General features: G+C 30.8%; 15 protein-coding genes. All 15 read right to left on the bottom strand.

The annotated features are described in order from the left end of the window. A partial coding sequence (locus Q5O44_RS08655; protein ID WP_302637687.1) for an NCS2 family permease occupies nt 1-892 on the bottom strand: 892 nt, incomplete at its 3' end. 112 nt (nt 893-1,004) lie between these two features. Next, nucleotides 1,005-1,973, bottom strand: coding sequence for an asparaginase (locus Q5O44_RS08650; RefSeq protein WP_022168014.1), 969 nt, complete (start codon nt 1,971-1,973; stop codon nt 1,005-1,007). Between the two features lie 204 nt (nt 1,974-2,177). Continuing rightward, a complete protein-coding gene (locus Q5O44_RS08645; RefSeq protein ID WP_022168013.1) occupies nt 2,178-2,606 on the bottom strand; it encodes a PBECR2 nuclease fold domain-containing protein in 429 nt (142 codons plus the stop codon). A 158-nt stretch (nt 2,607-2,764) separates the two neighbouring features. Continuing rightward, nucleotides 2,765-4,243 (bottom strand): stage IV sporulation protein A, encoded by a 1,479-nt coding sequence (gene spoIVA / locus Q5O44_RS08640; protein WP_022168012.1) that lies wholly within the window; start codon nt 4,241-4,243, stop codon nt 2,765-2,767. 122 nt (nt 4,244-4,365) lie between these two features. Then, nucleotides 4,366-5,355 carry an NAD(P)H-dependent glycerol-3-phosphate dehydrogenase gene (locus tag Q5O44_RS08635; protein WP_022168011.1) on the bottom strand — a complete coding sequence of 330 codons (990 nt, stop codon included), beginning with the start codon at nt 5,353-5,355 and terminating at the stop codon, nt 4,366-4,368. A 2-nt stretch (nt 5,356-5,357) separates the two neighbouring features. Beyond that, the gene (der, locus tag Q5O44_RS08630) at nt 5,358-6,677 is read right to left on the bottom strand and encodes a ribosome biogenesis GTPase Der (RefSeq protein ID WP_022168010.1); all 1,320 of its coding nucleotides are present in this window, start codon (nt 6,675-6,677) and stop codon (nt 5,358-5,360) included. After that, nucleotides 6,677-8,011: a DUF512 domain-containing protein gene (locus tag Q5O44_RS08625; protein WP_022168009.1), complete on the bottom strand. Its 1,335-nt coding sequence runs from the start codon at nt 8,009-8,011 to the stop codon at nt 6,677-6,679. Before Q5O44_RS08625 ends, der begins: the two co-directional genes overlap by 1 nt. Nucleotides 8,012-8,179: 168 nt before the next feature. Further along, nucleotides 8,180-8,836, bottom strand: a complete 657-nt coding sequence (gene phoU, locus Q5O44_RS08620; protein WP_022168008.1) for a phosphate signaling complex protein PhoU — start codon at nt 8,834-8,836, stop codon at nt 8,180-8,182. A 21-nt stretch (nt 8,837-8,857) separates the two neighbouring features. Continuing rightward, nucleotides 8,858-9,622, bottom strand: coding sequence for a phosphate ABC transporter ATP-binding protein PstB (gene pstB, locus Q5O44_RS08615; RefSeq protein ID WP_022168007.1), 765 nt, complete (start codon nt 9,620-9,622; stop codon nt 8,858-8,860). Nucleotides 9,623-9,642: 20 nt separating this feature from the next. After that, nucleotides 9,643-10,467, bottom strand: coding sequence for a phosphate ABC transporter permease PstA (gene pstA, locus Q5O44_RS08610; protein ID WP_022168006.1), 825 nt, complete (start codon nt 10,465-10,467; stop codon nt 9,643-9,645). 2 nt (nt 10,468-10,469) lie between these two features. Then, nucleotides 10,470-11,330 (bottom strand): phosphate ABC transporter permease subunit PstC, encoded by an 861-nt coding sequence (pstC, locus tag Q5O44_RS08605; protein WP_291661334.1) that lies wholly within the window; start codon nt 11,328-11,330, stop codon nt 10,470-10,472. A 123-nt stretch (nt 11,331-11,453) separates the two neighbouring features. Next, on the bottom strand, nt 11,454-12,287 hold the full coding sequence (locus Q5O44_RS08600; RefSeq protein ID WP_022168004.1) for a phosphate ABC transporter substrate-binding protein: 834 nt from the start codon (nt 12,285-12,287) through the stop codon (nt 11,454-11,456). Nucleotides 12,288-12,479: 192 nt separating this feature from the next. Beyond that, on the bottom strand, nt 12,480-14,171 hold the full coding sequence (locus Q5O44_RS08595) for an ATP-binding protein (RefSeq protein WP_022168003.1): 1,692 nt from the start codon (nt 14,169-14,171) through the stop codon (nt 12,480-12,482). Between the two features lie 2 nt (nt 14,172-14,173). Next, entirely contained in the window at nt 14,174-14,872 is a 699-nt protein-coding gene (locus Q5O44_RS08590) for a winged helix-turn-helix domain-containing protein (protein WP_022168002.1), read from the bottom strand. Between the two features lie 14 nt (nt 14,873-14,886). After that, nucleotides 14,887-15,627, bottom strand: coding sequence for a peptidoglycan editing factor PgeF (gene pgeF / locus Q5O44_RS08585; protein WP_022168001.1), 741 nt, complete (start codon nt 15,625-15,627; stop codon nt 14,887-14,889). Between the last annotated feature and the right edge of the window lie 21 nt (nt 15,628-15,648).

Raw genomic sequence — 15,648 nt, 5'->3', positions numbered from 1 at the left:
CTACATTAGGAACTTCACCTTTTTCATCTAACATATTAGCTTTTGAACACACTCCAACTAATGTCCCTACAGTATCAAAGAAATCTACAAACAAAAAAGTAAAAATTACAGTAACAAAGCTCTTCATATTATTTAAATTTAACATATATGAAAAATCCATTTTACCTGCGATTTTATTTATACTTTCAAATTTTATTATCCCCTGCGGAACAGTAATACCAAGTGAAGCTGCAGTATCTTTATTAAAGTATGCATACACCCATGCAATGGCGGCAGAAACAATGATTCCCCATAAAATTGAACCTCTTACCTTACGTTTATCTAAAATAGTTATAAGAATTAAACCTCCTAAAGTGATGAGAACAGCTGGCGTTACTTTTCCTAAAGCAACCAAGGTACTTTCGTCAGCCACAATTATCCCACCATTTATCATACCAATGAAGGCAATGAACAAACCTATACCTCCACTGACTGCCAGCTTCATATTCTTTGGAATTGCATTGGCCACAGCTTCACGAATTTTAAATAATGACAGTATAATAAATATGATTCCTTCTACAAATACAGCTGTTAAAGCCACCTGCCATGAAACTCCTTTCTGACCAACTACCGTATAGGCAAAATATGCATTTAATCCCATACCTGATGCTAAAGCAAAAGGAAGATTAGCATATATGCCCATTATGAAGCATCCTAAGGCTGCTGCAAGACATGTAGCCGTAACCAGTGCTCCTGCTGGCATCCCTGTACTTGAAAGTATGCTTGGGTTTACTGCAATTATATATGCCATAGTTAAAAATGTTGTAAGCCCTGCTAGCATTTCTTTTTTCATATTGACTTTTTCATTGTTCATAATTGATAAGAAATGTCCTTTTCCTTGTGAAATTTTCATTATCAACACCTCCATAAAAAAATAAAAGTCATAATAGATTTATTCATAAAACAATCTATTATGACTTCTTTGTCAAATATAACTATAAATAATAAAAATATCTTTTATATTTTTAGAAAGCTCTTGCAATCTCATGAATATTCATTCCACTATTAATTGCTAATATGAGCTTAATTCTTGCTTTTTGCCCTGGAAGAGTATCACCGAATATTACTCCTAAGTCCTTTAATTGCTTTCCGCCACCTTCATATCCATACGACTCAAAAACTCTACCTTCAAAACATCTAGAAACTACTACTACTGGTATATTAAGTTCAGTGGCTTTTTTTATACCATCTACCATCTTTGGTGGTACATTCCCTCTACCTAAAGCTTCTATAACTATTCCGCCACATCCCTTTTCAATTAAATAGTCTATGTAGCTTGAATCCATATCTACAACGCACTTTATAAGAGCAACCTGTTTTTTTATTTCCGAAACATCATATTTTTCTGAATAATTGGCATCTCTATAAAAAATGACATTATCATTATCAACAATACCTATTGGTCCAAAGTTTGGTGTTCTAAATGCATTAAGAGCCATTGAATTTGCTTTTGTTACTTCTGAAGCAGAATTCAATTCCCCATTAAAACATACTAACACACCTCTTCCTACAGCTTCATCAGAAATAGCTGTACAAATTGAAGTTGCTAAATTAAAAGGACCATCATATCCAAGTTCTGAACCACTTCTCATAGCCCCTGTAACAACTACTGGTTTTTTTGTTCTCACAGTAAGATCTAAAAGATATGCTGTTTCTTCAAGAGTATCCGTTCCGTGAGTTATTACAACACCATCTATATCCTCTCTTTCAACAAGTTCCGTAGTAAATTTACTTAATTTAAGCATTGTTTCCAAAGTCATATGTGGTGATGGCATACTTGAAAAAGTATATGCCTCAATTTCTGCATACTCCTCTACTCCTGGAATCATAGACATAATTTCTTCAGCTGACAAACTTGGTACAGCTGCTTTTATTTTCTCATCTATTTTCATAGATATTGTGCCACCATTAAATATTATTGCTATCTTTTTCATGTTGTTCCTCCATATTACACTTTAGTTACCATAAATCTCATCTATATTTAATCATACTTTGATTATTGGCAGGTCGGCTTGTCCTGCATCTCTATTTACTGATAGAATACATCACATCAGCGTATGAGGAGCCATTTCTCACCTCAAAAATCTTAAGCATTGCTAAATTTAAAATCATAGCTTATCCTAAATTAAATTATACATTTATATAATATAACTTTCAACCATTTCAATATCTTCTCTTATATCAATTATTTTTCCACTTTGAAGCTTATTATTAATTTTCTTTTCACTGATAGGATACATAGTTGCAACATATATATATTTTTTCTCTCTATCTATTTCAACACCTACAAGGATAGTTCTATACATCCTTTTTATTATTTGCACAGCAGTCTGTCCCCTTTTATTAGTATACACTCCTATATAATCCGGCTTTTCGATTATATCTCTCATCCACATTATGATGGTATCATTAGACTTTGTATTAAATTGCTTTCCATGCCTCTTATTAATATGCTTTAATACCCCTGGAGAAGCATATATTATTCCAGTAAAATCTATACCTATCATATTGGCAATATGGCTTTTTAAATACCCTACTCTTTTATAGGTACAAAATCTGCTATCCATAATATCCCTCTTAACTTTTTATATTAAGCACTTTATAGTATCTGCTTAATACATTTTATTCAATACAGGTATATTATTTACCACTTTTTAAGCTTAATTTTATAAAATCAAATAATCTGCCACTTTATTAAAGCAACAGATTATTTATATACATATTTCTATAAAATAATACAGATTAAGCCACCGCTGCCTTCATTTATAATCTTCTGCAATGTTTTTTGAATCTTAGTCTGAACATCCTCTGGCATTTTATATAATTTATTTTGAAGTCCTTCTTTAACCAATACTTCTAAAGATTTGCCAAACATATTACTTTGCCATAATGATGCAGGATCTTTATCATACTGTTCCATTAAAGCTTTTACCAATTCTTCACTTTCCTTTTCAGAGCCCATTATCGGACTTATTTCTGTCTTTATATCGGCTTTAATAAAGTGTAATGATGGTGCACTTGCTTTTAACTTAACGCCAAACTTACTGCCTTGCTTAACTATCTCTGGCTCCTCAAATGACATTTCAGATAATTGTGGTGCTACAAGTCCATAGCCTGTTTCTTTAACATCTATCAATGCATCCTTTATCTTATCATATTCCTTTTTAGCTGCGTTTAATTCCTTTATTAATACTATTAAATCGCTTTCTGACGATACATTAACATCACAATTCTCACTTAATACCTTATAGAATATGTCTTCACTTGGCTTTAAAAGCATTTTAGCTGTTCCATCCCCTAAATTAATTTGCTCTAAAGCAGACGCTCCTAAATTTTCTGTATTTTTGGCATCATTAAATATTGGTTTAATATCCTTAATCTTATTAATATTTTGACACATGCCCTTAACAATCTTAAAAAATTCTTTTTTCAACCAGTGATCAGGACTTAGTTTTTCAACCCATACAGGCATATCTATATTTATCTCTTTAACTGGAAATTCAGTAAGTACTTGATTAAACAATTTTTCTATATCTTTTTCTGTCATATTAAATACATCCATAACCTGTACTGTTACGTCATATTTCTTTTCAAGATCATTTTTTAAGATTTCTGTTTCAGGGGAGTTTATGTTTTTAGTATTAAGTACGACTACAAAAGGCTTATTTATTGATTTAAGCTCTTCAACTACTCTTTCTTCAGCTTCTACATAATCTTCTCTTGCAAGGCCTGTTATACTACCATCAGTAGTAACTAAAAGTCCTATAGTTGAATGATCTGTAATAACCTTTCTTGTTCCTATTTCTGCTGCATCTTCAAAAGGTATTTCATATTCGTACCATGGGGTATTTACCATTTTAGGTTCATCATCTTCTAAATATCCTAAGGCTCCTTTAACAATGTATCCTACACAATCAATTAATCTTACCTTAAAATTCACATCATCATCTATAGTTATTTCAATAGCTTCATTAGGTACAAACTTGGGTTCTGTAGTATGAATTGTTTTTCCTGATCCACTTTGTGGAAGTTCATCTTTAGCTCTTTCTTTTTTATAAGTATTATTTATCTTAGGTATTACCATGGTGTCCATAAATTTCTTGATGAATGTTGACTTTCCTGTTCTTACTGGGCCAACAACACCTACATATATGTCGCCTTGAGTTCTTTCTGCAATGTCTCTGTATATGTTGAAACTATCCACAAGTATACCCCCTTTTATTTTTAACACTATATATATATTCTATTTCAAAAAAAAGTATACTGTTTTGTATTTTTTATTTAAAAAAATAGCTACAAAATCCAATGATTTTGTAGCTATTTTCTCTAATATATTTCTGATTTCTTATCTCTTTGTAAAAGCTTATTTACCATTTCTTTAGCATTCTTGCCATTAAATAGCACTTGGTATAATGCATCAGTAATTGGCATTTCAATACCTAGCTCTTCTTTTAATTCATAAAAAGCTTTGCAGGCTTTAATACCTTCAACCACCATACCTGTCTCTTCCACAGCTTCTTCCATGGTCTTTCCTGTACCAATAAGATAACCAGCTTTTCTATTTCTAGAATGAACACTCGTACAAGTTACTATTAAATCTCCCATTCCAGTAAGTCCTAAGAAGGTTTCAATCTTTCCACCTAACTTTAATCCTACTCTTACAATTTCAGCCATACCTCTTGTCATTAACGCTGCCTTTGTATTGTCTCCATAACCAATACCATCACATACACCTGAAGCCAAAGCTATTACATTTTTTACAGCTCCACCTATTTCAACACCAATAATATCATCATTAGTATATACTCTAAATTCTTTAGTCATAAATAAATCTTGTACTTCTTCAGCATATTTCATATTATGTGATGTAGTTAATACTGTTGTTGGAATTCCAAAAGCCACTTCTTCAGCATGACTTGGTCCTGAAAGTATAACCACTGGATTTGGTAGTTCTTCTTCAATAACTTCTGCTAAAGTTTTATTTGTTCCTTCTTCTATTCCTTTTGCTATGCATATTACAGGAACAGATTCCGGTATTCTACCCTTAAGGCTATTAGATACCATTCTTATAATATGTGAAGGAACAGCTAAAACTAAATATTCACATCCCTTTAATGCATTATCCTGATCATTATAAGCAATGACATTTTTAGGTATCTTTAAACCTTTAATATATTTATCGTTTTTCCCACTATTTATATCATTTACAACATCAATATCTCTATCATAAATAGAAACATCATTTCCTTTGTTTGCCAATAAAATAGCTAGGGCAGTTCCAAAACTACCTCCACCTAAAAAAGCCACTCTACTCATAATTATTTATCCTTTCTTTCTCTATATTCAATTTGAATTCCAGTTCCACTGAAATCAAAACTATCTCTTAATCTATTTTCTAAGTATCTTTCATAAGAGAAATGTCTTGCATTTACATCATTAACAAAGAATACAAACTTTGGTGGTTTTGTAGCCACTTGCGTAGCATAATAAACCTTAAGTCTCTTTAATGCAACTACTGGAGGCTCTTTCATTAATATTGCCTTACTTATTACATCGTTTAATATACCAGTTCCTATTCTCTTGTTGTAATTATCATAACATTCTTTTGCCATTTCTAAAACTTTATGTGTTCTTTGGCCAGTTTTTGCTGAAATAAATAAGTATTTAGCATAGCTTAAGAACTTTAAGCTGTTTGCAAGGTCTTTCTTATAAATATCCATTGTCTTATCATCTTTCTCAATAAGATCCCATTTATTTACTATAACCATTATTGCTTTTCCTAGTTCATGAGCATAACCTATTATCTTTTCATCTTGCTCAGTTACACCTTCTGTTGCATCTATCATAAGTATACATACATCAGCTCTTTCTATGGCAGCATAAGTTCTAATAACTGAATATCTTTCAATTTCTTCTTTAACTTTGCTCTTTCTTCTAAGACCTGCAGTATCAATAAGAGTAAATTTACCAAACTCAGTTTCAAGCTTACTATCTATTGCATCTCTAGTTGTACCTGCAACATCTGAAACTATTAATCTTTCTTCACCTAATAATTTATTAATAAGAGAAGACTTACCAACATTTGGTTTACCTATCATAGCAATTTTTATATTTTCTTCTTCTTCATCACCAGTTGATTCCTCTTCAAAGTTTTCAACTACTCTATCAAGCATATCCCCAAGTCCTAAACCTTGAGATGCAGATATAGTTATTGGGTCACCTATGCCTAAATTATAGAATTCCCATGCATTATCTTCCTCTTTAATAGAGTCAACTTTGTTAACAACAAGAACTATTGGTTTCTTACTCTTTCTAAGCATTGTTGCAACTTCGTGATCTGCTGCTGTAAGACCTTCTTTACCATCAACAATAAATACTATTACATCAGCTGTTTCAATGGCTATATTTGCCTGTCTTCTCATTTGAGTTAAGATAATATCTTGGTTTTCAGGTTCAATCCCACCAGTATCAATCATTGTAAATGTATGGTTTAACCATTCTGCTTCTGCATATACTCTGTCTCTTGTAACACCAGGTGTATCTTGTACTATTGAAATTCTTTTTCCTGCTAATTTATTAAATAATGTAGATTTACCTACATTAGGTCTACCTACTATAGCTACTATTTGTTTTGCCACTATTTTTCCTCCTGACAAGCTTTATTTATTATATCCACTAAATCTTCACCTGTATGATCACATACAAGTACTTTTACATTTAGCGCTTTTTCAATTTCTTCCAATCTAGTATCATCAAGCATTATGAAATCAGCTGGAGCTAACTCATATCCTTTTCTAAACATGTTACTAGACATTATTAAATAATCGCTGCTTATTTTATCTTTAATTTGGTTAATAATATCTCTACCAGTTAAAAGCCCTGTTACAGTTATAGATTCACCAAAGAAATCATTAGTTATTTCATATGTATCTATCTTGATATTATTATTAGCTTCCATAATTTTTGCAGCACCACTGGAAACTTCATTGTAAGCTAGCTTTCCTGTTGCTATACTAAAAGTTCCCTTTATATCCTTCTTTAAGTGTTCTATAGTGTTATTGATTGATTCTCTAAAGCATCTAATCATACCTATTCCATCTTCAATTTGTGCATATCCCTTATAGAATTCTTCATCAGGCACATCTATTCCTGCAACTAAATAAAATTCATCAGAAAATCTTACAAAAGGATCTCCTATCTCTTCCATAAATTTCTCTTGGAATTTCATAACCATTTCTAATTCCTTTTTAGATGTTTCTTCTGTGAAAGTCTTAACTTGAACTAATCCATCTCTATATTTAGTTACTCCTATAGGTACTACTGCAACATCTTCCACTGCTGGATATAGCTTATATAAGTCTTCAATTGTCTTTTTAAGCTCTTCTCCATTATTTACCTCTGGGATAAGCACTATCTGACAATGCATTTCAATACCTGCATCACTTAGACGTTTAAGTCTTTCATAAACTTGCCCTGCAAATCTATTTCCAAGCATTTTAACCCTTAATTCAGGATTTGTTGTATGTACAGAAATATTTATTGGACTGATTCTATATCTAATTATTCTATCTATATCTTCATCCTTCATATTTGTCAATGTAACAAAGTTTCCTTGTAAAAATGAAAGACGTGAATCATCATCTTTAAAATATATACTTTCTCTCATTCCCTTTGGATTTTGATCTATGAAACAAAACATGCATTTATTGCTACATCTTTTGGCTTTATCCATTATTCCTCCGCCAAATTCTAATCCTATTTCTTCACCATAATCCTTTTCTATTTCATATTCCCAAACTTCACCATCTGGTTTTTGAATTTCTAAAACTATTTCTTCATCTGCAGTTAAAAACCTGTAGTCAATAATATCAACTATCTTTTCTCCATTAATTGATAATAGAATATCATTTACTTCAATGCCGACTTCTTCAGCAATACTATCAGGCATTACACTAGTTACTACATTTTTCATATATTTCACTCCTATAATTACCTATCTACTCTATGATATATTAACTCAATTATTATATTCAGTCAATAAACAACTTATTTTATCATACATTTCTACTATTTTACTATATTTTTATATTAAATATTAAGATAAATAATAAGAGAAGAGGGCTTCCTCTTCTCTTATTATTTACTCATTTAAATCAACATAATCCCCTTCTTTAGAAAAAATAATCCACTCGCATATATTTGTTATATGATCTCCTATTCTTTCTAAATATTTTGAAGCAAAAAGTATCTGCGTTCCTTTATTAAGAAGATTTTCATCCTTGCTCATCTTCTTAATAACATCATTAAATAACTTACGATAAATTACATCAACTTCATCATCAAGCTTGCAAATTCTATATGCCTCTTCCACATCACTATTAACAAAAGCCTCTACAGACATATTAATCATCTTACTCAATATTTCAACCATGTTCCATAAAGGTATTTCAGCTTCACCTAGTGGATCTATTTCTACTCTTTTATTAATCTTGCATATATCTACTGCATAATCTGCTATTCTCTCTAAATCTGTTACAATTTTTGAAGCTGCAAACATCTTTCTAAGATCAGATGCCATTGGTGATTGTGTTGCCATATATATTAAGCACTTTTCTTCAATTCTCTTGTTTAAAGCATCTACCTTATCATCGTTTTTAATAACTATTTCTGACAATTCTATATCATGATTTTTTAAAGCTTTTATTGAATCATAAATCTGCTTTTCAACAAGGCTTCCCATTTCTGCAAGTTCTGATGTCAAGCTTTTAAGTCGCTTATCTAAAATATTTCTTGTCATATAGCATATCCTCCTGATATTTTATCCAAATCTTCCTGTTATATAATCTTCTGTTCTTTTATCCCTTGGTTTATAGAAAATATCGCTAGTATCTCCATACTCTACTACTTCCCCACTTAAGAAAAATGCTGTCTTATCAGCAATTCTTCCTGCCTGTTGCATATTATGAGTAACAATAATAACTGTATATTTCTTTTTAAGCTCATACATCAATTCTTCCATTTTAATAGTTGATATTGGATCTAATGCAGATGTTGGTTCATCCATTAGGATTATTTCTGGAGAAACAGCAATTGTTCTAGCTATGCATAGTCTTTGTTGCTGACCACCTGATAATCCTAATGCACTTTTCTTAAGTCTATCCTTAACTTCATCCCAAAGTGCAGCACCTTTTAAACTTTTTTCCACAATTCCATCTAGAGTTTTTTTATCTTTAACACCATGAAGCCTTGGTCCATACGCTACATTGTCATAAATTGACATAGGAAATGGATTTGGCTTTTGAAATACCATACCAACCTTTTTTCTTAAATCTATTTCATCAATATCTTTATAAATATTCTTACCTCCAATAGTTATCTCACCAGTAATTTTAACATTATCAATTAAATCGTTCATTCTGTTTAAAGTTCTTAAAAATGTTGATTTTCCGCATCCTGATGGTCCTATCAAAGCTGTAACTTTCTTTGATTCTATATCTAAATTTATATTTTTTAAAGCTTTATTATCTCCATAAAATAATTCTAAATTTCTTACCTGTATCTCAGGCACTTTACCACTTGTCATATTTTCACCTCTGAAACCTACTAATAATTAGCTTTATTAAACTTCTTTGTTATGATCTTAGCTATGCTATTTAGCAATAAAATAATAATAATTAATACAATTCCTACAGCTGCAGCTTCTGCAATATCTCCAGCTTCTTGTGCCACTAAGAATGAGTGTACAGTAAGAGTTCTTCCACTTGAAAAAATTCCTTTAGGCATTTTAGCAACGCTTCCTGCTGTAAGCAATATAGCTGCTGATTCTCCAACTACACGTCCTATAGAAAGTATTATCCCTGATAATATTCCAGGAATTGAGCTTGGAAGAATTACTTTGTAAAGTGTTTGAAATTTTGTAGCTCCAAGCCCCAGTGAAGCTTCTCTATAAGATGCTGGCACTACTTTTAATGCTTCTTCTGTAGTACGTATTATTACAGGTAAAATAATAATTGAAACAGTAAGTGCACCTGATAATAATGAATAACCAAACTTTAAAAATCCTACAAAAAAAATTGCACCAAAAAGACCATATACTATTGAAGGTATTCCTGAAAGGGACTCTGTACAGAATCTTATTATTTTAACCACTTTTCCTTGTTTTGCGTACTCTTGTAAATAAACTGCCGCCAACACTCCAATTGGTGTTGCTACTAAAATTGATATTCCAACTACATATAAAGTAGAAACTATCATTGGCATTATTCCACCATTACCTGAAGCAGAATACCCACTAAAAATAAATGTAGGCGTAATTTCCTTATATCCTTTTACCAATATAAATCCTAATATAAATACTAAAATTCCAACTGTAAAAATAGCTGATAAATACAATAGTATTTTTAATATATTTTCTTTAAATTTCCTCATGATTATTTACCTTCCTTATTAGAAAGCTTTGCTATTACTAAGTTTAATATCAAAATAAATATGAATAACACTACTCCTGTAGCAAAAAGCATTTCTTGATGTGTACCATAAGCATATCCCATCTCTAAGGCGATATTACTTGTTAAAGGCCTTACTCCGTCAAATATTGATGTTGGAATATTTGCAGAGTTTCCTGCCACTAAAATTATTGCCATTGTTTCTCCTACAGCTCTACCAATTCCAAGGATAACTGCTGCTAAAATACCTGATTTAGCTGCTGGAACTACAACCTTAAATGTTGTTTCGATATGTGATGCTCCTAAGGCTAGTGATCCTTCTTTATAGCTTTTTGGCACAGCTCTTATGGCTGTAGTAGCCACTGAAATTATTGTAGGTAACATCATTATTGCTAAAACAATTATTACTGCTAATAAACTCTGTCCTTTGGGCAAGTTAAATGTATTCTTAATCCAAGGTACAATTATTGCAAGTCCAAAAACTCCATACAATACTGAAGGTATTCCTGCTAACAATTCTACAGCTGGTACAATTATATTTGCTACTTTCTTAGGTGCAATTTCTGAAATAAAAATTGATGTTAATAAGCCTATAGGCACACCAATAAGTAAAGCTCCTATTGTTCCTAATATAGTTGCAATAATCATAGGTAATATGCCAAATTTACTAGAACTTGGGTACCAATCTGTTCCTATAATAAAGTCAACAAATGAATATCCCTCTGCAAAAAATGGCCTTAATCCTTTATAAAATACAAATCCCATGATTAACAACAAACTAAATACCGCAATTAAAGCACTTAGTAAAAATATCCACTTTGAACCTTTATCCACAGCTTTTTTCATATTAAAAGTTTTAACAGATTTAACTTTTTCATCTGCCATATATTCTTCACTATTTTTATTATTTATATTTTGCATTTTATTCCTCCAAAACTAGTGGCTAAAAACAAAATTAAGTCAACTAGATTAATCAATTGTTATTAATTTGTTATCTTTAACGATTTGTTGTCCTTCTTTCCCAGTTATATAATCTATTAAATTTTTAGCATCTTCTGTAACATACTGTTCATTTGTTACAGCAAGGAAAGGCCTTGATAGTACATATGAACCTGCTTTAACATTTTCTGCTGTTGGTTTTATACCGTTAACATTTATTGCTGATATTGCATCATCTAAGTATTCAAATGAGACAAATCCAATGGCATTTTCATTGGTAGAAACAGTTGTCTTAACATCACCATTTCCTTTTGATATAGTGGCGGTTTTAACCAATTCTTCTTCGCTATAACCAACACCTTCTTCAAATGCTGTTCTAGTTCCTGAACCTGTTTCTCTTGAGACTACAACTATCGGTCCATTGCTTCCGCCTATTTGGCTCCAATTTGTAACCTTGCCTGTAAATATATCTCTTATTTGTTCTATAGTTAATTCTTTTACTGGATTACTAGTGTTTGTAATTACAGCAACTCCATCATATGCTAATACTGTAGATTTAACCTTTACTGCTTCTTCATCTTTTAAATCTCTTGAAGATAGTCCTATATCAGAAATTCCATCCATAGCATCCTTAATTCCTGCAGATGAACCTGTTTGATTAATTTCAATTGACACATCTGAATTTTCTTCTTCATACTTTTCTGCTATTTTTTCCATTAGTGGTCCCACTGAAGTTGATCCTGAAACTGTAATTGTAACTTTTCCTTCATTTGAAGCTGAATTATTTCCGCAACCTACGAAAACCCCTCCTGTCATTGCTATTATCATTACTCCTGCTAATAATTTAATTTTTTTTCTTTTCATCTCTATCTCCTCCATAAACACAAGTTATATATATTTATTAATTTCTTTCCTTGATTTACTTTATATATTAATATTATTATCTAAAAGTTAATTCAATATTATGCAATTGTTAAAAGAACATCTTCTCTTGTTAAAACCATATTAAATTTAACAAAAAAAGGAATCTTGAAATAATCAAGATTCCTTTTTTATTTATTCACAATATACATTTTTACTAACTACCGTAAATTTACTTCCTTTACCAACTTCCGATTCAACAAATATTTCACCATTAAATAATTTAACAATATGCTTTACTATAGCTAATCCCAAACCTGTACTCTTTGATGTTCTAGACTTATCAACAGTATAAAATCTTTCAAATATCCTAGGCAAATCTTCTTTAGGTATTCCAATACCATCATCCTTAACCATTAAAACAAATTTATTCTTACTTTTATTGGTAAATATTTTTACATTTCCATTTTCATTAGAATACTTTATACCATTGGTTACTAAATTTAAAACCACTTGATAGAACTTATTCTTATCTCCTACAAGTAATCCTTTAAACTTCTTTTCAGCTTCAATAGATATATTCTTCTTGGCAGCTTCTTTCTTTACCATGTTTATAACATCATCAACAACTTCATTAGGATTAAATTTTTCATTAGAAAGCTTATTCATATTTTCAATATTAGACAAAATTAATATATCCTCAATAAGTAGTGTCAGCCTATCTGTTTCTTTATCTATTATATCTAAGAATTTATTTTTAGTATTTTCATCATCTACTATTCTCAATGTCTCTGAAAACCCTTTTATAGATGTAAGAGGTGTTTTTAATTCATGGGACACATTAGCCACAAATTGGCTTCTCATATTTTCTAACCTCTTTATATCTGTAATATCCTGTATAGAAATAACAATACCAATTTCACTTCCTCTTTGTCCAATAATCGGTGCTTTCTTTACCTTTATTTCTCTTTCAACAGGATGGAATAATTTAATTTCCTTTGAATCAATGTTCGTTATATCTCTTATAAAACTTAAAAGATCATGATCAATAATATAATTAGAAATATTTTTGCCAATTATATCTTCGTTAATTCCAAAAAGACTTTTGGCATATGGATTAATCAACATTACCTTGCCAGTTGCCGTAATGGCTACGACACCACTTTCCATACTTTCAAGTATAGCTTCTAATTTATTTTGCTTATCTAAAGAATCACTTATCTTAATTTCTAGCATATCAGCCATCTCATTAAAAGTTCGAGCCAGCGATCCTATTTCATCATTATAATATATGACAGGTCGCTTATTTAAATCGCCACTGGCTATTTTTTTTGTTACTTCTTCCAACTCCCTAACTGGCTGCACAATTATCTTCAACAATTTTTCACATAATGCTATTGATATGGCTACTACTCCTACTATCACAAGAATGAAATATTTACAACTTCTTCTGGTAATTAACTTAGTATCACTAACTTGTGCTGACGTCCTTATAACTATATCATTATTGACTCTAGTGGCATAATAAACCAAATCATTACCTACGGTATCACTAAATCTAACTATAGAGCTTTCCCCTTTATTGAAGGCTTCCGCTATTTCTTCTCTATTTCCATGGTTATCTTCTACATTTCCAAGACTATCATATAATACTTGTCCTTCTTTATCTATGATGCTTACTCTTATATCTTGTCCATTTATTTTGTAACTACTAAAATCATCATTTCCTTTTTGTATATCATATGTTATAAGCTTATTATAAAGCGATAAAAGTTCTTTGGTTCTATCCACTTCTTTAATATTAACCACTGCAACAAAAACACTGCTTAATATAGCAATTGCCAATACTATGGTTATTAAAATGGATACTATTATTCTCTTCTTCATTGTTATACATGAGGGTTAAATCTATACCCAACTCCTCTTATAGTTTCAATAAATTTTGGATTTTTATCATCTTTTTCAACTTTTTTACGGAGATACCTTATATGAACATCTACTGTCCTACTTTCACCAATGTATTCATATCCCCATACCTTATCTAAAAGCATTTCTCTAGTTAATATCTTACCTCTATTTTTAACTAGCACTTCTAAAAGTTCAAACTCCTTTAAAGTCAATTCTATTTTTTCCCCACCACAAATTACGGAATGGTTTTCAAAATCTGCCTCTATATCACCAAAGATAAACTTTTCACTACTTTCCGGAGTCTTTGTGTATCTACGAAGTACAGCTTTTACTCTTGCCATCAGTTCTCTAACAGAAAAAGGTTTTGTTATATAATCATCTGATCCTAGCTCTAAGCCCAATATCTTATCTATTTCTTCACTTTTAGCTGTAAGCATAATTATAGGTACAGCTTTAGTCTTGCCATTGCTCCTTAACTCTCTACATACATCATAACCATCCTTACCAGGCAACATTAAATCCAATAAAATTAAATCAGGTACTTCATTAATTGCCTTCTTCACTGCGTCATCACCATCACTGGCTTCTATTACCTCATAGCCTGACGCATCAAGATTATATCTAATAAGCTCTAATATATGTTCTTCATCATCTACCACTAATATTTTTCCTTTAGCCATCTTTCTTCCCTCTCTTATTCTTTAATATATACAAACGAAAATAATCGTCCATAAGCTCCATTACTTTTTCTATAAGAATGTAGTTTGACTTCTTTTTCACAGTTTGTACAAAGGCCTAGCGAATGTATATTTTCTTCTAATACCCCACTATTTATTAAATCATTATTAATACATTCTTCCAAGCTTAAATTTCTTCCATCAAAGAGTTTATCTTTTTCTATATCAAACTTCTTTAAAAACTGTTCTTTTAAATCTTCTGATACTTCATAACAGCATTGTCTAATATGAGGTCCTATATATGCCACTATATTTTCTGCCTTACTATTATATTCTTCTTTCATTCTTAAAATAGTTTCAGTTACTATAGATGAAAATGTTCCTTTCCATCCACTATGAATTGCTGCAATAGCTTCATTTTCTTTATCAACAAGTATCACTGGAACACAATCAGCTGTAAAAACCCCTATAATTACTTTTTTTTCATTAGTAATAAGTGCATCGCCTTCATTGTCTTTAAATTCATTACTTCCTTTTCTATATGTATATACCTTGTTGCTATGAATTTGTTTCAAATATTCTACATTTTCACCATGGAACTTATCAATTAATGCTTCTAATTCCTTTATACCCTCTTCTGTATTCCTATTAAAGCTTTTATTATTTTCCGCAGTAGAAAATACTACTTCAAATTTTCCTTCTTGAAATTTTATAAAATCATTTCCCTTTTTAAAAGAATTCAATTTCAAATAATTCATTATACACCTCATGCTTAATAT

The sequence above is a fragment of the Clostridium sp. CAG:221 genome, from assembly GCA_000435835.1.
Taxonomy (GTDB): domain Bacteria; phylum Bacillota; class Clostridia; order Clostridiales; family Clostridiaceae; genus Clostridium.
The sequence above is the reverse complement of the archived record's forward strand: the minus strand, read 5'-3'. Positions and strand labels throughout refer to the sequence as shown.